The sequence below is a fragment of the Arthrobacter sp. ISL-85 genome (assembly GCF_018613675.1).
Classification (GTDB): domain Bacteria; phylum Actinomycetota; class Actinomycetes; order Actinomycetales; family Micrococcaceae; genus Arthrobacter.
Window position 1 is genome coordinate 137,170 of the sequence record NZ_JAGGPQ010000004.1, and the last position, 18,334, is coordinate 155,503.

Annotated in this window: 20 protein-coding genes; 4 read left to right on the forward strand and 16 right to left on the reverse strand. The window is 64.9% G+C overall.

The genetic code is table 11. From position 1 onward, the window contains the following. Positions 1–71: 71 nt before the first annotated feature. Positions 72–890, forward strand: a complete 819-nt coding sequence (locus tag J7I84_RS02680) for an HAD family phosphatase (protein ID WP_214940276.1) — start codon at positions 72–74, stop codon at positions 888–890. A gap of 68 nt (positions 891–958) precedes the next feature. Here the strand turns inward: J7I84_RS02680 and J7I84_RS02685 are convergent, their stop codons facing one another. From J7I84_RS02685 to J7I84_RS02725, 9 genes are all read right to left on the reverse strand, one after another. Further along, a complete protein-coding gene (locus tag J7I84_RS02685) occupies positions 959–1,057 on the reverse strand; it encodes a 30S ribosomal protein bS22 (RefSeq protein WP_003792170.1) in 99 nt (32 codons plus the stop codon). A gap of 151 nt (positions 1,058–1,208) precedes the next feature. After that, positions 1,209–1,421 (reverse strand): helix-turn-helix domain-containing protein, encoded by a 213-nt coding sequence (locus tag J7I84_RS02690; RefSeq protein ID WP_043452394.1) that lies wholly within the window; start codon positions 1,419–1,421, stop codon positions 1,209–1,211. Between the two features lie 154 nt (positions 1,422–1,575). Continuing rightward, a complete protein-coding gene (locus J7I84_RS02695; protein WP_214940278.1) occupies positions 1,576–2,679 on the reverse strand; it encodes a 3-deoxy-7-phosphoheptulonate synthase in 1,104 nt (367 codons plus the stop codon). Between the two features lie 235 nt (positions 2,680–2,914). Continuing rightward, on the reverse strand, positions 2,915–4,240 hold the full coding sequence (locus J7I84_RS02700) for a glycoside-pentoside-hexuronide (GPH):cation symporter (RefSeq protein ID WP_214940281.1): 1,326 nt from the start codon (positions 4,238–4,240) through the stop codon (positions 2,915–2,917). A 51-nt stretch (positions 4,241–4,291) separates the two neighbouring features. Continuing rightward, the gene (locus J7I84_RS02705) at positions 4,292–5,311 is read right to left on the reverse strand and encodes an acetylxylan esterase (protein ID WP_214940283.1); all 1,020 of its coding nucleotides are present in this window, start codon (positions 5,309–5,311) and stop codon (positions 4,292–4,294) included. A gap of 59 nt (positions 5,312–5,370) precedes the next feature. Continuing rightward, positions 5,371–6,858: a rhamnulokinase family protein gene (locus J7I84_RS02710; protein WP_214940285.1), complete on the reverse strand. Its 1,488-nt coding sequence runs from the start codon at positions 6,856–6,858 to the stop codon at positions 5,371–5,373. After that, a complete protein-coding gene (locus J7I84_RS02715; RefSeq protein WP_214940287.1) occupies positions 6,855–8,894 on the reverse strand; it encodes a bifunctional aldolase/short-chain dehydrogenase in 2,040 nt (679 codons plus the stop codon). The genes J7I84_RS02710 and J7I84_RS02715 overlap by 4 nt, the downstream gene beginning before the upstream one ends. Positions 8,895–8,898: 4 nt before the next feature. Next, positions 8,899–10,065, reverse strand: a complete 1,167-nt coding sequence (gene rhaI, locus J7I84_RS02720; protein ID WP_214940289.1) for an L-rhamnose isomerase — start codon at positions 10,063–10,065, stop codon at positions 8,899–8,901. A 114-nt stretch (positions 10,066–10,179) separates the two neighbouring features. Beyond that, positions 10,180–10,524, reverse strand: a complete 345-nt coding sequence (locus J7I84_RS02725) for an L-rhamnose mutarotase (RefSeq protein ID WP_214940291.1) — start codon at positions 10,522–10,524, stop codon at positions 10,180–10,182. Between the two features lie 150 nt (positions 10,525–10,674). Between J7I84_RS02725 and J7I84_RS02730 the strand changes: the two genes are divergently transcribed. Beyond that, positions 10,675–11,697: a LacI family DNA-binding transcriptional regulator gene (locus tag J7I84_RS02730; RefSeq protein WP_214940293.1), complete on the forward strand. Its 1,023-nt coding sequence runs from the start codon at positions 10,675–10,677 to the stop codon at positions 11,695–11,697. Positions 11,698–11,711: 14 nt separating this feature from the next. On the opposite strand, the gene J7I84_RS02735 is transcribed toward J7I84_RS02730, so the two are convergent. Then, positions 11,712–12,089, reverse strand: coding sequence for an STAS/SEC14 domain-containing protein (locus J7I84_RS02735; RefSeq protein WP_214940295.1), 378 nt, complete (start codon positions 12,087–12,089; stop codon positions 11,712–11,714). Positions 12,090–12,153: 64 nt separating this feature from the next. On the opposite strand from J7I84_RS02735, the gene J7I84_RS21420 reads away from it, so the two are divergent. Together J7I84_RS21420 and J7I84_RS21425 are read left to right on the forward strand one after the other, a co-directional pair. After that, on the forward strand, positions 12,154–12,378 hold the full coding sequence (locus tag J7I84_RS21420) for a hypothetical protein (protein WP_251045954.1): 225 nt from the start codon (positions 12,154–12,156) through the stop codon (positions 12,376–12,378). A 22-nt stretch (positions 12,379–12,400) separates the two neighbouring features. After that, positions 12,401–12,682 carry a hypothetical protein gene (locus J7I84_RS21425; protein ID WP_251045956.1) on the forward strand — a complete coding sequence of 94 codons (282 nt, stop codon included), beginning with the start codon at positions 12,401–12,403 and terminating at the stop codon, positions 12,680–12,682. Positions 12,683–12,703: 21 nt separating this feature from the next. On the opposite strand, the gene J7I84_RS02745 is transcribed toward J7I84_RS21425, so the two are convergent. From J7I84_RS02745 to J7I84_RS02770, 6 genes are all read right to left on the reverse strand, one after another. Beyond that, positions 12,704–13,381: a DUF1961 family protein gene (locus J7I84_RS02745; protein WP_214940297.1), complete on the reverse strand. Its 678-nt coding sequence runs from the start codon at positions 13,379–13,381 to the stop codon at positions 12,704–12,706. Then, entirely contained in the window at positions 13,382–14,092 is a 711-nt protein-coding gene (locus tag J7I84_RS02750; RefSeq protein WP_214940301.1) for a rhamnogalacturonan acetylesterase, read from the reverse strand. Positions 14,093–14,128: 36 nt separating this feature from the next. Continuing rightward, the gene (locus J7I84_RS02755) at positions 14,129–15,001 is read right to left on the reverse strand and encodes a carbohydrate ABC transporter permease (RefSeq protein ID WP_214940304.1); all 873 of its coding nucleotides are present in this window, start codon (positions 14,999–15,001) and stop codon (positions 14,129–14,131) included. A gap of 2 nt (positions 15,002–15,003) precedes the next feature. Continuing rightward, positions 15,004–15,978 carry a sugar ABC transporter permease gene (locus J7I84_RS02760; protein WP_214940307.1) on the reverse strand — a complete coding sequence of 325 codons (975 nt, stop codon included), beginning with the start codon at positions 15,976–15,978 and terminating at the stop codon, positions 15,004–15,006. Then, positions 15,979–17,508, reverse strand: coding sequence for an extracellular solute-binding protein (locus J7I84_RS02765; RefSeq protein ID WP_214940310.1), 1,530 nt, complete (start codon positions 17,506–17,508; stop codon positions 15,979–15,981). Positions 17,509–17,629: 121 nt separating this feature from the next. Beyond that, the gene (locus J7I84_RS02770) at positions 17,630–18,298 is read right to left on the reverse strand and encodes a YesL family protein (RefSeq protein ID WP_214940313.1); all 669 of its coding nucleotides are present in this window, start codon (positions 18,296–18,298) and stop codon (positions 17,630–17,632) included. Positions 18,299–18,334 lie beyond the last annotated feature (36 nt).

The following is an 18,334-nucleotide window of genomic DNA, read 5'->3' on the forward strand; positions in this document are numbered from 1 at the left end:
CGGTATCGCCGTTCGCGCCGTGCGGGGGACGCCGACGGCGGCCAGCTAGTGGATTGACTAGACTCAACTCCATGCCCGAGGAGAAATACGTCGCCGTCGTCACGCGGCCGGTTGCTGCGCCGCAGCCCGGTGAGGCGGCGTTTTTCGACGTTGACAACACCTTGATGCGCGGGGCCAGCCTCTTCCATGTGGCGCGTAAGATGCACCAGCGCGGGGCGTTCACCCTGGCCCAGGCCGCCGGGTTCGCGTGGAAACAGTTCAAGTTCGTTACGCGTGGGGAGAACATCGACGACGTGCACGCGGTCCGCGATTCGGCCCTGACGCTGGCCGCCGGGATTACCGTTGACGACATCAAGGCCCTGGGCGAAGAAGTTTACGACGAGATGATCGCATCGCGGATCTGGCCGGGGGCCAAGGCGCTGGCGGAGCAGCACCTCAGGGTGGGCCGCCGCGTCTGGCTGGTGACGGCCACGCCCATTGAAGTGGCTACGGTGATCTCTACCCGCCTGGGCCTGACCGGAGCCCTGGGAACGGTCGGTGAAGTGTCGGACGGGATGTACACCGGACGCTTGGTTGGGGACATCCTGCACGGCTCGGCCAAAGCAGTAGCCGTCCAGGCCATCGCCGACCAGGAGGACCTGGACCTCAAGCGCTGCTGGGCGTACAGCGATTCCTACAACGACGTTCCGCTGCTGTCACTGGTGGGACACCCTGTGGCGATCAACCCGGACGCCAAGCTTCGCCGCCACGCGCGCGACCGCAACTGGCCCGTCTACGACTTCCGCGCCGGCCGCCGCGCTGCCACCCTTGGCCTCAAGGCAGCCACCTTCGGCGGCGTGGTCTACGGCCTTTGGAAAGGCTTCGCCCGCATCCGCGGCCCGCGCATTTAGCCCGCAGGCAAAAGAAATGCCCGCCGCCTTGGAAGGCGACGGGCATCTCTGCGCTGTTCGAAGTATCTCTACTTCTTGTTGCGGCGCTGGTGACGGGTCTTGCGAAGCAGCTTGCGGTGCTTCTTCTTGGCCATACGCTTGCGACGCTTCTTGATAACTGAACCCACGAAAGTTCCTTACAAACTAGATGCAGTACCTGTCTGATGGAGAATGTTCGTGGACAGAGCTACGAACTGAACAACTGACAGATTCTTACAATGACGTAAAACGTTCCTTAACAGGGTACCGCCTATCGGGAGCGCCTCAGGACAGGCCGCCTCAGGCCGTCTCGGTGTGGCCGTCCACAACAGCGCCCTTAAGGTACTGTTCAACGGCGTTTTCGGGGACCCGGTAGGAGCGGCCGAAGCGCACTGCGGGCATTTCGCCGGAGTGGACCAGGCGGTAAACAGTCATTTTGGAGACGCGCATGACCTCGGCCACTTCAGCCACGGTCAGGAACTTCGCGTTGGAGAAGTTCTGTTCTGCCGACATTTCCCTATTTTCCTTTGCTGACGGATGGACAACAGTGACCCCAGATACGTGCCAATGCGGTGTTCCGATGCTGAGCCATCCACCAACCACCTAAATAGATACTCTAGATGTTCATGTGGCAGATGTGAAAGTAGTGCTTCCCCTATTTCGCCCCCTAATCCGACTGCCTCCGCTTCCGCGCTGATGTCGCCAGCTGCTCCAGGACGGACGCGGAAACGTCCCAGTCCATGCAGGCGTCCGTGACGCTCTGGCCGTAGACCAGCGCGGACCGTCCCGCCGCATGCTCCGCAACGTCAAGGCTCTGGGCGCCGCCCACCAGGAAGCTTTCCAGCATCACGCCCGCCACAGCCCGGGCTGCCGCGCCCCCTTCCTCCAGTTGGGCGCCGATTTCCAGGGCAACCTCAGCCTGCCGGAGGTGGCTCTTGCCGCTGTTGGCGTGGCTGGCATCCACGATCAGGCGGGGGTTGAGCCCCTTGCCCGACAGTTCGGTGGACGCGCGCTCGACGTCGGCTGCAGAGTAGTTGGGCCCCCTGCGGCCGCCGCGGAGGATGACGTGGGTGTCCGGGTTTCCCGCCGTTGCCACCAGCGCAGCCCGGCCTTCGCCGTCGATCCCCAGGAAAGCCTGCGCTGCCGCTGCGGCACCGCAGGCATCGATGGCAACCTGCAGCCCGCCGTCGGTTCCGTTCTTGAAGCCGATGGGCATGGAGAGACCGGACGCCAACTGCCGATGTATCTGGCTTTCCGTAGTGCGTGCACCGATGGCGCCCCAGGAGATCAGGTCCGCCATGTATTGGGGGCTGATCGGTTCCAAAAATTCGGTGGCGGTGGGCAGCCCAAGCGCGGTGACCTGCTGCAGGAACTGCCTGGCGGCGCGGAGACCGGTGACCATGTCGTGGCTGCCGTCCAGCCGGGGATCGTTGATCAGGCCCTTCCAGCCCACCGTGGTGCGCGGCTTTTCGAAGTAGGTCCGCATGACGACCAGCAGGTCTTGCCTGTGCTTTTCAGCCCGGCTGACCAGCCGGCGGGCGTATTCCAGCCCGGCCTTGGGATCGTGGATGGAACAGGGCCCCACGATCACCAGCAGGCGGTCGTCCACGCCGTCCATGACAGCGCGCACCTCGTCCCGGCCGCGTTCGACGACGGCCGCGGCCGGGGCGTCCAGGGGCAGTTCGGCGAGGAGTTCGGAGGGGGTGGGCAGCGGAGTGAACTCACTGACGCGCAGGTTTGAGGTGGGGGCGGCTGCTGGTGCGGTGCTCATGGTCGGGGTCCTGTTCCAGATGGGAAGCGGGCCCGGATTTCAGAACCCGCCGGAGAAACGGCGAAGGGCAGAGAATGATCTCTGCCCTGTTGGCTCTGAAGGAATGCTGGATGCGTGTCAGTTAGACGCGGGCCCCTCCAGAGCCAACGAAAAATACGCATACCAACGGTTAGTCATGGAAAAGACCATAAGCCCGGGACTGCACAGCCGCAAAATCACCGTCCGTCACATTCCGTCAGCGTGATTGTTGGAGACCCGCCACCAGTTCCGCATGCTTTTGGTCAGTGAGGCGGTACCAGTACATGATTCCGACGGCGGCCAGCACCAGGACGGCGGGCAGCAGTCCGGAGGCGGCCCGGATGGCCAGCACTGCCGGGGCGGCCTGTTGCTGGAGGGATGAAGAGTACCCGCCCCATGCCAGGGCGAAGGCCACGAGGCCGCCGCCGAAGCCCATGCCCAGTTTCCGGGTGGCGGCCAGGAGGGCATAGTTGATGCCCTGGACCCTTACTCCGGTCTTCCATTCGCCGTATTCCACGGTGTCCGCAATCAGTGCCCAGGTGAGGATGCTGACCGTTGCAGCAGAGAGTTGCGCCACAATCATCCCGGCCACTGCCACCCAGGGCGCCTCTGCGGGGGCCAGGAAGACCACCAGCCCGCCTGCCGCGCCCAACATGCATCCCACGATGAACACGGCTTTCTTGCCCCACCTGGCCACCGGACGCGGCATGACGGTGGCGAGCGCCAGGGTGATCACCACCTGTGTTCCCGCCATCAGGGGGAAGAGGTCCACGCGGGAGAGGACATCGCGCAGGTAATAGAACTGGGCTGCAACCGTGGCGGAGTTTCCGGTGACCAGCAGCACGGAACTGAGGCACAGGACCACCAACGGGGTGTTGACCCTGAGGGTCTCCAAGGTTTGGCGCCAGGTAATCGTTGGAACGCTGCCGGCCACCTGTTCCCGGCATGCGATCCCGGTGAACACGTAGAGGCCGGAACCAACCACTGCGAAGACAAGCGTCAATACGGTGAAGATTGGCTGGAGGTCCCCGCCCCGGCCCAGGAGCGGTGCCACGAAGAACCCGAGCGTGGCGCCCACGGATAATCCACCGATGGTCCGGGCGCCGGCCAGCCTGGCCCGTTCGCGGGGGTCCTGCGTCATGGCGCCCACCAAACAGCCGTAGGGGACGTTCACCAGGCTGTAGGCAAGGCAGACCAGCCCGTAGGTGCAGTAGGCGTAGAGGAGTTTCAGGGATGGCTCGACGCCGGGCACGTGGAACACCGCGACGCCCAGCACCAGCGGGACGAAACCAAAGACCAGGAAGGGCCGGAATTTTCCCCAGCGCGGGCTGTGGAAGCGGTCCACGATCCGGCCCGCGGCAACGTCCGTGAAGGCATTGAATACCCGTGCCAGTACCAGGAGGGTGCCGGCAGCGGCCGCTCCGATTCCGGCGACGTCGGTGTAGTAGACCAGCAGGAACATGTTCGCCGTGCTGATGATCATGCTGTTGGCCGCGTCGCCGGCGCCGTAACCTACGATCGCGGCCCTGTTCAGTCGCTTCATTTCTCCCTGTCCCCCTGGCCGAGAAAACGTTTTCTCAGCAATGGGGAAAACTTACCCCAGAATCTTCCGCAGAAACACCAGCTGCCGGATCCAGTGGTGTTCCTGGCCGCCTTCATGGTTGTTGAACCGGTACACCTCGATTTCTTTGGCTGCACCTGTTGCGGAGGAACCGGAAGCGCCGGAGCCATAGGCGTTGAAGCTGGCGAAGACAGTGGACGGCGGGCAGATGTCGTCCATCTGGGCTGCGGAATACAGGGCCGGCGCGGTGGCGTACCTGGCCAGGTTGACGCCGTCGAAATAGTTGAGGACGCCAAGGGCGGCGTCGTAGCGGTCCCGGTGCCGGGCCAGGAACTGGGCGATCTCCGGGTAGGGCCCGCGTGGCGTGATGTCGATGGCCCGGGGGAAGTCCTGCAGGAAGGGGACGTCCGGCAGCGCGGCGATGACGCCGTCGAGCCGTCCGGCGGTGAGGCCCGCCGTGGCCACCACCAGGCCGCCGCCCTGGCTGACACCGGCCAGCACCACCCTGGCGGGATCAACGGCCGGGTGCGCCTGGGCAGCCTCCACCGCACGGAAGGCATCCACGTAGACGCGCCGGTAGTAATAGTCTTCCCGGCTGGCGATGCCCCTGGTCATCAGGCCGGCGTGGGCCACGTCCCCGGCCGAGGGGTGTGGATCCGCGGTGTGCCCCAGCGTGCCACCGTACCCCTGGCCGCGGGTGTCCATGATGAGGTGGGCGTACCCGGCCTGCGCCCAGCGCGTGTCCTGGTTGACCAGGCCGCGGCCGCCCGAATAGCCGACGTAGGTCACCACCACCGGAAGCTGGACGCCTGCCTCCCGGTTGGCGGGCAGGTGCAGCCACCCTTTGACCGGTGCTCCCCCGAAGCCGGAGAAGGTGACATCAAAGGTGTCGATGACGGTGAGGTAGTTCTCCACAGGCTCGAAGGTTGCGGTGAGCGGAAAGGCGCGGGCTTCGGCGAGGGTGGCATCCCAGAACGCGGCCAGGTCTTCCGGCGGCGTGACGTCCGAGGTGTAATTGCGCAGCTGTGCAAGGGGAAGGTCGAAGAGGGGCATCGTTGTCCTGTTCCGTTTTTCGGTTGTTTCGGCGGCCTCGCAAGGGAGTTCTTCTATTTCTACTGCACGTACCCCTGACGCACAGTGATGAGTGGTTCATAACGGCGGAGGCTCGTTCCGGCAGCGATGATTTTGCGGAGCTCGGACAGTCCGCCGGCGGCGGCTCCGGCGGCACGTGCCTGCACAAGGACGTTGCCCAGGGCGGTGGCTTCGACTGGCCCCGCGACCACCGGCCGTCCGGTGGCGTTGGCGGTGAGCTGGCAGAGCAGGGCGTTCTGGGAGCCGCCGCCCACCACGTGCACCGCGTCCACTGCGCGGCCGGCCAGGCGTTCCGCCGCCGTGATGGTCCTGGCGTAGCCGGCCGCGAGGCTGTCCATGATGCAGCGGGTGATGGCCACGGGATCGTCGGGAAGGAGGTCGCCGGTACGCCGCACCGCACCCCGGATGCGCTCCGGCATGTTGTCCGGTGCAATGAAGTAGGAATCGTCCGCGTTGACCTGGGGTCCGCCCGTGGGAAGGGCAGCAGCGGCCGCTAGCAGGGCGGCCAGGTCGGGCTCGAAGCCCTCGCCGGCCCAGGTGCGCTGGCATTCGCTCAGCAGCCACAGGCCACCCATATTGCGCAGGTAGCGGATGGTACCGTCCACACCGCGTTCATTGGTGAAGTTGGCTTCCCGGCTGGTCTCTGTCAGGACTGGATGCTTCAGTTCCAGCCCCACCAGGGACCACGTGCCCGAGGAGATGTACGCGAAAGCCTCTTCCCCGGCAGGAACAGCAGCGACGGCGGAGGCGGTGTCGTGCGAGCCAACCGCCACAACCTTGGTGTCCTGCGGCAGTCCCACTTGGCCGGCAATGGCCGGCAGGAGGGTGCCCACCGTTTCACCGGGTTGGATCAACGGCGGGAACAGGTCCTTCCGCAGCCCCAGGGCCGCGAAGAATTCGGTAGCCCACTCCCCTGCCACGGCGTCGAACAGGCCGGTGGTGGAGGCGTTGGTGGCCTCGGTCCGTCGCGCCCCGGTGAGCATAAACGCGATCAGGTCCGGGATGAGCAGTGCCTGCACACCGTCCAGGGTCCGTTCCGTGGCCAGCTGGTAGATGGTGTTGAACTGCAGGAACTGCAGGCCCGTGGTTGCGTACAGCCTCTCAGGGTCAAGGATGCGGTGCACCGGTTCCACGGCGGCGAGGCTGCGGTCGTCGCGGTAGCTGTACGGCTGTGCCACCAGCGTCCCGGAGTCGTCCACCAGGCCGTAGTCCACGGCCCAGGTGTCGATGCCGATGCCGGCGATTGTTTCGCCCTGCACAGACGCCACCGTGGCCGCGGCACGAAGACCTTCAAGCACCTCCGCGAAGAGGGCGTCGAAGTCCCAGCGGAGGCCGCCGTCGTTTTCCACCACGCCGTTGGGAAAGCGGTGGACGACTTCGAGCGCGACGCTGTTGTCGCCGTCGTTCCCGCCGGCCGTGACGCGGCCCAGGATGACCCGGCCGGAAGAGGCGCCGATGTCGACGGCGGCAAAGACGCCGCCGTCAACATCCGGAACATTCGTACTCACCGCAGGAAGGCTGCGGCCACTCCGGCGTCCACGGGGATGTGCAGGCCGGTGGTGTGGGACAGTTCGTTGCTGGTGAGGACGGCGGCGGCGTTGGCCACGTGCTCGGGCAGGACTTCGCGCTTGAGCAGGGTGCGCTGGGCGTAGTACTCGCCCAGTTTCTCCTCGTCCACGCCGTAGACCGCGGCGCGCTTGGCGCCCCAGCCTCCGGCGAAGATGCCGGAGCCGCGGACCACGCCGTCGGGGTTGATCCCGTTGACGCGGATGCCGTGCTCGCCCAGTTCAGCCGCGAGCAGCCGGACCTGGTGGGCCTGGTCAGCCTTGGTGGCGGAGTAGGCAATGTTGTTCGGACCGGCGAACACCGAGTTCTTGGAGGAGATGTAGATGATGTCCCCGCCCATGCCCTGGGCGATCATGGCCTTGGCCGCGGCCTTGGCCACGAGGAACGAGCCCTTGGCCATGACGTTGTGCTGCAGGTCCCAGTCCATTTCGGTGGTTTCCAGCAGCGGCTTGGAGATGGAGAGGCCGGCGTTATTGACCACCAGGTCCACGCCGCCGAAGGCCAGGACGGCGGCGTCGATGGCGGCCGCGACCTGCGCCTCGTCCGTGACGTCAGCCTGGACGCCAATCGCAACGTCGGACCCGCCGAGCTCTTCGGCCACCTTCTGTGCGTTCTCCAGGTTCAGGTCGGCGATGACCACGCAGGCGCCTTCCGCGGCGAGGCGGGTTGCGATGGCCTTGCCGATGCCCGAGGCGGCACCAGTCACCAGCGCGACCCGGGTGGCGTGGGACTTGGGCTTGGGCATCCGGGCCAGCTTGGCTTCCTCCAGCGCCCAGTACTCGATCCGGAACTTCTCGGATTCCTCGATGGGGGCGTAGGTGGAGATCGCCTCGGCGCCGCGCATCACATTGATGGCGTTGATGTAGAACTCGCCGGCAACCCGGGCGGTCTGCTTGTTCGCGCCAAAGGAGAACATGCCCACACCGGGGACCAGCACGATGGCCGGGTCCGCCCCGCGCAGCGCCGGGGAATCGGCATCGGCGTGGCGGTCGTAGTAGGACTGGTAGTCCTCGCGGTAGTCGGCGTGCAGTTCATGCAGCCGCGCAATCGAGTCCTCGATTGAGGCATCGGCCGGCAGGTCGAGGATCAGCGGCTTGACCTTGGTGCGCAGGAAGTGGTCCGGGCAGGAGGTGCCCAGGGCGCCCAGCCGCGGGTGCTCGGCGGACTCCAGGAAGTCCAGGACGACGGCGTCATCGCTGAAGTGCCCCAGGACCGGCTTGTCCGTGGAGACCAGGCCGCGGATCACCGGTGCCAGTTCTGCGGCCTTGGCGCCGCGTTCGGCCTCCGGCAGTGCGCCGTAGCCCGGGAGCTTGGGACCGAACGGTTCCGCCTTACCGTTTTCCTCGATGTACCTCTCGGCCTGGTCGATGATCCACAGCGAGTTGGCTTCCGCCTCTTCACTGGTGGCGCCCCAGGCGGTGATGCCGTGGCCGCCCAGGATGGTGCCGATGGCCTGCGGGTTGGCGTCCTTGATGGCGGCGATGTCCAGTCCCAGCTGGAAGCCCGGGCGGCGCCAGGGAACCCAGACCACCTTGTTGCCGAAAATCTTGGTGGTCAGCGCTTCGCCGTCCTCCGCCGTCGCAATCGCAATGCCGGAGTCCGGGTGCAGGTGGTCCACGTGCGCCGCGTCCACCAGGCCGTGCATGGCGGTGTCGATCGAAGGGGCGGCGCCGCCCTTGCCGTGCAGGCAATAATCGAACGCGGCCACCATTTCGTCTTCGCGCTCCACGCCGGGGTAGACGTTCTTCAACGCGTTCAGCCGGTCAAGCCGCAGGACCGCAAGGTTCTCTTCCTTCAGGGTGCCCAGGTCCCCGCCGGAGCCCTTGACCCACAGCAGTTGGACGTCCTCGCCGGTGACGGGATCCTTGTCGGCGCCTTTGGCTGAGGTGTTGCCGCCGGCGAAGTTGGTGTTCCGCTTGTCCGCGCCCAGGCGGTTGGAACGGGAAATCAGCTCTTCGACAGTCTTATTGGTGCTCATGCTCTTATGCGCCCCATCCGGCTTGTTGGCCGCCCACGCGGTCCTCGTTGATCTTTTTCTGGTACCCGCTGGCCTTGTAGGCAGCCATCGGGTCCGCGGGCAGGCCGCGGGATTCACGCCATCCGGCCAGGATGGGCCGGACGTCGGTGTAGAAGGCATCGTTGAAAATGCCGCTGGCAGCCAATACATCCCCGGCGCGCTGCGCCTCAGTCAATGCCTCGGCGTCCACCAGCAGGGCGCGGGCGGTCATCTCCTGGACGTTCAGGACGGAGCGGATCTGGCCCGGGATCTTCTCTTCCAGGTTGTGGCACTGGTCCAGCATCAGGGCCACACCGGAATCCTTGCCGAAGCCGCCGCCGCGGATCACTTCATGCATGATGCGGAAGAGCTGGAACGGATCGGCGGCACCCACGATGAGGTCGTCGTCGGCATAGAAACGCGAGTTGAAGTCGAAAGAGCCGAGCTTGCCCAGCCGCAGCAGCTGCATCACGATGAACTCGATGTTCGTGCCCGGCGCGTGGTGGCCGGTGTCCAGGCAGACGAACGCCTTCTCCCCCAGCGCCAGGGTCTGGGCGTAGGAGGTGCCCCAGTCCGGAACATCGGTGTGGTAGAAAGCCGGCTCGAAGAACTTGTACTCCAGCACCAGGCGCTGCTCATCGCCCAGGGCCGCGTAGATCTCCTGCAGCGACTCCGCCAGCCGGTCCTGGCGGCCGCGGAGATCGTCCTGGCCCGGGTAGTTCGTACCGTCCGCCAGCCAGATCTTCAGGTCCCGTGAGCCCGTCGCATGCATGATCTCGATGCACTCCAGGTGGTGCTCGATCGCCCGGCGCCGGACCGACTCATTGGAGGAGGTCAGGGAGCCGAACTTGTACTCGTCATCCTGGAAGGTGTTGGAGTTGACGGTGCCCAGGCCCACGCCCAGTCCGGCCGCGTAGTCCTTGAGGGCGGCGTAGTCGTCCACCTTGTCCCACGGAATGTGCAGCGCCACGGTGGGGGCCAGGCCCGTCAGTTCGTGGACCTTGGCGGCGTCCGCCAGCTTCTCCTGGACCGTCCGCGGCGTGCCGGACGTACCGAACACCTTGAACCGCGTGCCTGAATTTCCATAGGCCCACGAAGGGACCTCGATGGCAAGCTCCCCGAGCCTGCCCAGCGCCGTTGCTACGTCATTCATGATGGTTCTTTCCGGTGTTGAGCGTCTGTTTGTATGGTTGGTGCCCCGCTGCTGGAGCCTGATTGCTGGTGATGCCTGTTGTTCCGGCTGCCCCGGTTGCGTGCGTCCTGCCGGTCAGCCCGCGGAGGGCTGGGCGGCCAGTTGGCTGTCGAGGTTGAAGACTTCTTCCAGCACCTGGAACCCCTCGTCGGGCGCCTGGCCGGAATCTTCGAAAAGGGTTGCCATCCCGGCCTGCCAGCGGGCGTTGACGTCCGTCAGGGCCATGCGGGCACGAACTGCATCGAAGTCGTCGCACTCCACGTATCCCACCAGGAGCCCGTCTTCTCCCAGGAACAGCGAGTAGTTGTGCCAGCCCGCTTCCTTGAGGGCGCGCAGCATGTCCGGCCACACCGCGGCGTGGCGGCGCCGGTACTCGTTAATCAGCGCCGGCTGGACCGAGGAACGGAAACACACCCTCATCTGGACCCCTCTTCAAACTTCAAATTTTTTGAATCGTTTCATTGGTACGATTCAACGTACTCTTGGATTTGAGCAAGTGTCAAGCAATGGCAGAAACTTTTGATTCCCCGCGCGACCGTTGCGCGGCGGGCATGTCGGCACGGAGAAACAATGAACCGCACAGCCAGTATCAAGGATGTGGCCACCCATGCAGGCGTGGCCGTGGGGACCGTCTCCAATGTCCTGAACTATCCGGACCGGGTGTCGGACCGGACCAAGGAACGGGTCCTGCGCGCCATCGACCAGCTGGGGTTTGTCCGCAACGATGCCGCCCGCCAACTGCGCATTGGGCACAGCCGCACCATCGGACTCATCGTCCTTGATGTGGGCAACCCGTTCTTCACCTCAGTAGTCCGCGCGGCGGAGGACGCTGCAGCGCTGCAGGGAAGCGCCGTCCTCCTGGGCGACAGCGGGCACAATGCCAGCCGGGAGGCGAACTACATCGACCTCTTCCAGGAGCAGCGCGTGCAGGGCCTGCTGATCTCACCGGTGGGCGATGTAACGGACAGGCTGGACCTCCTCCGCGAGCGCGGCGTGCCCACGGTGCTGGTGGACCGGCTGGCGGACGAGTCCAAGTTCAGCTCAGTCGCCGTGGACGACGACGCCGGCGGGTACCTCGCTGCCCGGCACCTGCTGGACACGGGCCGCCGTCGGCTGGCCTTCGTGGGCGGCCCCACGTCCATCCGGCAGGTGGCGGACCGCCTCCAGGGGGCCCAGCGGGCGGTCAAGGAGGAGCCGGATGCCTCTCTTGAGGTGCTGGAGGCGGAGGGGCAGACGGTCCTGGCGGGCCGAAGCGCCGGCAACATGTTGGTGGCACGCGGCCGGGCGGAGCTGCCCGAGGGGATCTTCTGCGCCAACGACCTCCTGGCCCTGGGCGTCATGCAGTCGCTGACCATGACGCATACGTTCCGCATACCCGAGGATGTGGCGCTGATCGGCTACGACGACATCGACTTTGCGGCCTCCGCGGTGGTTCCCCTGTCCTCCGTCCGCCAGCCCACCCAACTGCTGGGACGGACAGCCATAGAGCTGCTGTCCGAGGAGGTGGAGTCCCAGAACCCCGTCCACCGGTCGGTGGTGTTTACCCCGGAGCTGGTGGTCCGGCAGAGCACAGCCGCACCTGACGCCGGCTGATCAGCGGGCGCAGATTACTTTCCCGTCTGCTGCAGCCACTTCATGGACTCGGTCCGCGAGGTGAAGAACCGTGTGGGGCAGGGCGGAACGTGGACACCCAGGAAGAAGTTCGCGATGATCCGGTCCACCGGGCTTGCCCCAAGCAGGGCGATCCGGTTGGCCGCGCATGGGATGGAGAACACCGAGCGGGCCTGGATGCTGACGTTCTCGGTGGTGGCCATGTCTACCAGCATCGGATAGGTGCCATCACCTGCTATCCGGTTCACCGCAGCCATCGCCGCCTGTGCATCCTCGATTTCTATGCGGACTTTGGGCTCCCAGATGAGATGGATAACGCCGTCAGCGCCCAATTCCACTGTGCCCTTGCCGCCGTCGACCAATACGGGCTCCATATCCCGCCTCCCTCCAGTGGGCAGTTCCTGCTCCCTCCATCTTGCCCCAGGACGGAAGCTCACGGTGCCTGCGACCCCCCCGGTGTTCCCTCGCAGGCAGCTTGCCTGCCAACCCGCGGCTCCTTCCGCCGCCTCCAAAGCATCACGAACCGCCAACGTCTCTGGAACAATCAACCAGACCATCGACGGCGTGGGCACGTTCGTCGGCTCGTTTACGCCGTCGGGCTTCAGCGCCCAAAACGGCCAGCTGACCGTCACCGGCCTGCTACAGGGCAGGCACCTTTACTAAGGTCAACGGCGAGGCCACCCAGGTGAGCCAGCAACTGGTCACAACCGCTGCGGCAGCACCCTCAACCGCTGCCGCCCAGGCCTCGGGCGGCAGCTGCGATGTCCTTAACCTGGTCCTCGGGCCCCTGCACCTGGACCTGCTGGGCCTCAACGTCGATCTGAACCAGGTGGTCTTGAACATCACCTCGCAGACCGGCGCAGGCAACCTGGTGGGCAGCCTGCTCTGCGCTGTCACCGGGCTCCTGGACGGTGGCAACGGCCTGAACGGCCTGGCCAACCTGCTCAACCGCCTCCTGGGACTCTAGCTCCCCGTAGGTCACAGGCAGTTACTGCAGCAGCTTCTCCACCACCAGGTTGCGATAGGCGCCCCGGAGCGGAGCCATCTGCCGGAACCCGATCCGGCCGCCGCCAAGTACCTTGTCGGAGGAATCCCGCCACTCAAAGAGCAGCAGCCCGTTAATTGAGAACTCCACCAGAGGCCCGTCCTTCACCACCTCCAGGCGGTAGAAGTCCGTGGCGTCCTCCGTGGGCGGCAACGGATCCGCGCCCTGCGCTACCAGTTCGAAGCCGGCGCTCTTGCGCAGGTTGCAGGTCCGGAAAGCCCTCTCGGACGGGAACTTGTGCCGGAAGTAGGAGACGTGCAGGGCGTCGATGTCGCCCGAGTGGTACTGCGGGTAGTAGCCCGTCCTGGGCGCGAGGGCTGGACTGAAAAGATCCTGCCCACCGTGCCCCGCAGCCGCGAAGAACAGCATGGCCAGTCCGGGCTCCGCGAGGGGAAGGAACTCCCAGCTGATGCGGATCCCGTCCGGGAATTCCTCCGGGCACCAGAAGGTCCAGTGTGCGTTGTCGCCGAACTCCCGGTCATCCAGCGATCCGGACAGTTCCAGGGCCCCGCCGTGGCTCCCCAGGCGCAGCGGCCCCTCCGTGACCCACCCGGCAACGTCGTGGGGCCCTGCCAGCGGGTTGCGGTAGAGGATGCCTGCCTCCACGCCGGTGGCGCCCACCTAGCCGCGTCCCGGCGTCGTGCTCAGCTCCTTGTCCCCGGCCGGCTCCTTGCTGCTGGGCGCACCGTATCCCAGCCCGCCAAGCCGCCGGGCCACTTCCCCGGCCACCAGGGCTGCACCCTGCTGCGAAAAATGCGTATTGTCCGCCAGGCCGCCAGGCCAGTACGCGTGCTGCCCCGGCGCGAAATGGCAAAAGAGCTCGCGGGAGCCGTCCCGCCCCAGTCGAAGATAAAGGCGCCGGGTCCACGTGTTCAGGTCCACCACGGGGACCGCCAGCTCCAGGCCGAGTTCGCGGACCACCTCCGGATAGTCCTCCAGGCTCTCGTCGAGAACGTCCGACGACGGCAAGTCCAGGAAGTGCCGGCGCTCCACGGGGGTGCACAGCAGCGCTGCCGCACCCCGGGCACGCACCTCCCCCACCATGGCGCGAAGGTTTGCCGCATAGCCGGTGCGGGCGGCCAGGTGCTGCTTTTTCTGGTCGTTATGGCCGAACTGGATGAGCACAGCATCCCCCGGGCCCGCATTGTCCAGCAGCTCCGCCCACAGCCCCTCGTCGCGGAAGGATTCCGTACTCGCCCCGCCCTTGGCGAAGTTGAACACCGCGCCCCACGTGTAGGTGAGCGGGGCCAGATGCGCTCCCCAGCCGCTCATGGGGAACTCGTGCGTGGGACAGTTGGCAACGGTGGAGTCTCCGGCCAGCAGGATTTTCATGGTGCTTCTTCCCCTTGTTGGTGCTTGCGGGCACGGTCAGCCCTTAACGGAGCCGATGAGCATGCCCTTGGCGAAGTGCTTTTGGAGGAACGGATAGAAAATGAGGATGGGCAGGGTAGCCACCACGATCACCGCGAATTTGATGCCCTGTTCCGGCGGGATGTAGTTGGGGTCCACGTTGCCCGTGCCCAGCAGGTCCGAGGCCGCGGTGACTTGGCGCAGGTACATCTGCAGCGTCCACTTCGAGTTGTCGCTGAGGTAGAGCAGGGGCGACATGAAGTCGTTCCAGATGCCCACCGCGTAGAACAGCGCAAAGGTGGCCAGGACCGGTTTGGACAGCGGCAGCAGGATCCGCCAGAGAATCCCGATCTCGGTGGCGCCATCCATCTTGGCCGACTCCTCCAGCTCCGCCGGGAGTTCCTGGAAGAAATTCTTGATGATGATCAGGCTGAACGGGTTGATGGCGGCGGGCAGGATCAGGGCCCAGTAGGAGTTCAGCAGGCCCAGATCCTTGACCAGCAGGAAGGTGGGGATCATGCCTCCGGAAAAGACCATGGCGAACACCACCAGGGACAGGATGACGTTCCTGCCCCGCAAGGTCTTCTTGGCCAGGGGGTAGGCCATGGTCACGGTGAAGGCCAGTTGGACCAGCGTGCCCACCGCGGTGACCAGGATGGTGGTGACCAGGGCGCGGACGAACGCCGGAGTGGCGAAGATGTATTCGTAGGAGCCCAGGGTGAACTGTTCGGGCCAGACGAAGAAGGCCCGGCGCGTGATTTCGGCTTCGGTGGCGAACGATCCGGCGAAGACGTACACGAACGGCAGCAGGGTAATGATGCCGATTATCGACAGGAAGACGTAGTTGGCGGCGTCAAAGATCCGGCCGCCGCGGGTGTTGTGGATTTTCATGGCTAGAACAGTCCGCTCTGGTTGAATCGCTTGGCCAGCCAGTTGGTGCCGAAGATCAGCACGATGCCCACCAGGGATTTGAACAGGCCCACGGCGGTGGAGTAGCTGTAGGCGCCCTGGGTGATGCCAACGAAGTAGACGTACGTGTCAAAGACGTCCGCCACCTCACGGTTCAGGGCATTGGTCATCAGGTAGATCTGCTCGAAGCCGGTGTTGAGCATCTGCCCGATGGCCAGGATCAGCATCACGATGATCGTGGAACGGATCGCGGGAAGGGTGATGTGCCAGACGCGCCGGAACCTGCCGGCGCCGTCGATGATCGCGGCCTCGTACTGGTCCTGGTCCACGGTAGAAAGGGCGGCCAGGAAGATGATGGTGCCCCAGCCCGTGTTCTTCCAGATGTCCTGCAGGACGATCAGCGGCCGGAACCAGGCCGGATCTGACAGGAAGTCGATGTGGGTGCCCATGGCGTTGTTCAGGAACTGGAACAGGGGACCGATGTCCAGGGCGAACAGCAGGAAGCTCAGTGACGCCACGATGGTCCAGGAGAGGAAGTGCGGGATGTACACCAGCGTCTGGACGGTGCGCTTGAGGATGGACAGCCGGACCTCGTTCAGCAGCAGCGCCAGGACAATGGTCAGCGGGAAGGCAACCCCCAGGTTCAGGAAGGCCAGGATCAGGGTGTTGCCCAGCAGCCGGAGGAAGTCAGGGTTGGCAAAGAAATCCTCGAAGTTACGGAACCCCACCCAAGGGCTGCCGTTCACGCCCAGGAACGGTACGTAATCCTTGAACGCGATGGACACCCCGTACATGGGGGCATAGCGGAACACCGCGAAGTACACCACGCCGGGCAGCAGCAGCAGGTACAGCCATTTGTAATGCGCGAAATGGACGGAAAACCTGCCCCCCTTCCGGGGAGCGGGCGCAGCCTTGCGCGTCCGCTCCCCGGCGAGGGTGTCAATGACAGGGGCCGCCATTTACTTGTTTTCCTGCCAGAGCTTGTTGATTTCGTCCTTGACCTTGTCGCCGCCGCTGGTGTCCCAGAGCTTGATGGCATCCTTGAGGCCCTGTTCGTCGATCTGGCCTGCCAGGTACTTGATCCGGGCATCCGCCACGATGTTGTCCAGCTGTGCACCCTTTGCCACGTAGGTGGCGGAAACGTAGGGCGCGGCCGGGTTGTAGACGGCGCTCTTGAGGTCCTGGGCCATGACGTCGGTGCGCTTGTCGAAGACCTGCTGTTCATAGTCGGAGGGCTGCTTCACAGGGTAGAACTCGTTGCCGGCAACGTTCATGCCCAGCTGGGCGTAGCTCTTGATGTCAGTGGTGACGGCTTTTCCTTCCGGGGTCTCCGGCTTGATGGTGGCCGCCTTGCCGTTCTCCACGGTGAAATTCACGCCCTCGATGCCGTTGTTCAGCAGCACCGCAACGTCCTTGTCGTTCATGGTGTTCAGGAAGCTGAGGACCTTGTCCAGTTCAGCGTCGCTCTTGACGCTGGCCTTGGGGATTGCGAGGAAGCCTGAGTAGCCGTCGGTGGGGTGGGCGTGGAGTTTGCCGTCAGGGCCCTCGAGGTTGCCTACGAAGCCCACCTTGTTCTGGAAGTTGCTGGGGTCTGCCTGCTTGAACAGGTTGATGAGCACGCTCACCCGCGAATCGACGTCGACAATAATGCCGCCCTTGCCGTTGAAGAATGGTTCGTTCCACTTGGTGCTGTCAAAGGTGGCGAAGTCCGGGTTGATGAGCTTTTCGTCCACCATCTTCTTGATGAACCGGTCAGCTTCGAGGAATTCGTCCGTTTCGAAGCTGGGGATGAGCTTCCCGTCCCGCTCCGTCCAGCGGTTGCCGGCGCCGTACCACTCCTCGATCACGTCGTAGGGGCTGTTGGTGCCCAGCGCACCCCATTTGGGAATGGTGATGCCGTACGTGTCGTTCTGGCCGTCGCCGTCCGGGTCCTGCTCGGTAAAGGCTTTGGCCACCTTGTACAGGTCCTCGACGGTCTTGGGCGGCTGCAGGCCCAGCTTGTCCAGCCAGTCCTGGCGGAACATGACGGCGGTACGCATGGGGGCCCGGCCGCGGAACAGGCCGTAAACCTTGCCGTTGACGCTGGCGTTCTTTTGGATGTCCGGGAACGTGGTTTTGAGGTTGGGGTACTTGTCCAGCTTGTCCGTAAGGTCCCAGAACGCGCCGGCCTGGGCGTTCTTGACGAATCCCGGCGTTTTGCCCTGGATCACCATGACCTGCGGGATGTCGGATCCCGCAAGGGTGATGTTGGTTTTGTCCTCATAGGAGGCGTTGGGGGCCCAGTTGATCTTGACCTGCTTGCCCGTGAGCTCCTCCAGCTTCTTCTGGACGGCGCCGTCAGCGGCAGGCGGCTGCGCCTCAAGGAACGGGGCCATGATGGACACGGAGGTGAGGTCCGCCGAGGGGGCGTCCCCTCCGCTGCACGCCGTGAGGGACAAGGCCGTGGCGGTGACGACGGCGGCGGCCAGGGAAAGCTTCCTGGGGATCATATTTTTCCTCTTCCACTTCGTTGGGGTTCTTGGGCTGGTTGGCCACGAATTTGATACGTTTCATTGCGGCGACCGCGCAGGGTGAAGCGCACCGGGCAGTCACCAGGTGCTCTTACGTGATTCAGGCGGTGGAGGCCCCCTGAAGGGCGGTTCGTGCGGCAGGCTCCGCCGCGGCGGATACCGATTCGTCATTGGCAGTGAAGAAGCGGTCACACAACCAGCCGGTGAGATAAAGCCAGGCTCCGATGCTGAAGAACGGAATCAGGCCCGGGAGGCAACTGCTGGCGTAGACCACCGAGGCGGACACAAACAGCAGGATGACCGTCCCCGCCAGATGCCGCACGGCGAACCGGGAGGACATCAGGAGGTACTGCGGCAGCGGCAGCTCATACCGGGCGTACATGGGGAACACGTAGCAGACGGCCCCGGCCAGGAAGATGGCCGCAATAAAGATGCCCACCGCCATGAACTGCGGGAAGATCCCGTGGCTGGTTGAAAAGTAGTTCCAGTTCAGGACCAACGCCACCGCCACAGCCATCACGGGCAGCGCGAGGATGTTCGCCCTGAAGAAGTTCCGGAAGTATGCGGAAGCGAACCCGCGAAGCAGCGGTGCCGCACTGCCGGAGGCCCGCTTGCGCACCACAATCTGCGCGGCGGCGGTGGCAGGCCCGGCACCGAAGACCCCAAAACCGAACAGGGTGAAGGCGATCCACAGCAGGTTGAGGCCCGCTACCCATACGAGCGTGTCGAAAAATGAGTAGGCGCGCGCACTGAAGGTTCCGGACAGCATGGCACGGCTCCCTTCTGTTCTCCATCGTTGCAGGGG

Bases quoted from the DNA above. Each gene is read 5' to 3' on its own strand.
- J7I84_RS02760 (WP_214940307.1), bottom strand. From the start codon at position 15,978: ATGGCGGCCCCTGTCATTGACACCCTCGCCGGGGAGCGGACGCGCAAG.
- J7I84_RS02715 (WP_214940287.1), bottom strand. From the start codon at position 8,894: ATGAGCACCAATAAGACTGTCGAAGAGCTGATTTCCCGTTCCAACCGC.
- J7I84_RS02705 (WP_214940283.1), bottom strand. From the start codon at position 5,311: ATGCCCCTCTTCGACCTTCCCCTTGCACAGCTGCGCAATTACACCTCG.
- J7I84_RS02730 (WP_214940293.1), top strand. From the start codon at position 10,675: ATGAACCGCACAGCCAGTATCAAGGATGTGGCCACCCATGCAGGCGTG.
- J7I84_RS02690 (WP_043452394.1), bottom strand. From the start codon at position 1,421: ATGTCGGCAGAACAGAACTTCTCCAACGCGAAGTTCCTGACCGTGGCT.
- J7I84_RS02755 (WP_214940304.1), bottom strand. From the start codon at position 15,001: ATGAAAATCCACAACACCCGCGGCGGCCGGATCTTTGACGCCGCCAAC.
- J7I84_RS02725 (WP_214940291.1), bottom strand. From the start codon at position 10,524: ATGAGGGTGTGTTTCCGTTCCTCGGTCCAGCCGGCGCTGATTAACGAG.
- J7I84_RS02700 (WP_214940281.1), bottom strand. From the start codon at position 4,240: ATGAAGCGACTGAACAGGGCCGCGATCGTAGGTTACGGCGCCGGCGAC.
- J7I84_RS02680 (WP_214940276.1), top strand. From the start codon at position 72: ATGCCCGAGGAGAAATACGTCGCCGTCGTCACGCGGCCGGTTGCTGCG.
- J7I84_RS02765 (WP_214940310.1), bottom strand. From the start codon at position 17,508: ATGATCCCCAGGAAGCTTTCCCTGGCCGCCGCCGTCGTCACCGCCACG.
- J7I84_RS02750 (WP_214940301.1), bottom strand. From the start codon at position 14,092: ATGAAAATCCTGCTGGCCGGAGACTCCACCGTTGCCAACTGTCCCACG.
- J7I84_RS02695 (WP_214940278.1), bottom strand. From the start codon at position 2,679: ATGAGCACCGCACCAGCAGCCGCCCCCACCTCAAACCTGCGCGTCAGT.
- J7I84_RS02770 (WP_214940313.1), bottom strand. From the start codon at position 18,298: ATGCTGTCCGGAACCTTCAGTGCGCGCGCCTACTCATTTTTCGACACG.
- rhaI (WP_214940289.1), bottom strand. From the start codon at position 10,065: ATGAATGACGTAGCAACGGCGCTGGGCAGGCTCGGGGAGCTTGCCATC.
- J7I84_RS02735 (WP_214940295.1), bottom strand. From the start codon at position 12,089: ATGGAGCCCGTATTGGTCGACGGCGGCAAGGGCACAGTGGAATTGGGC.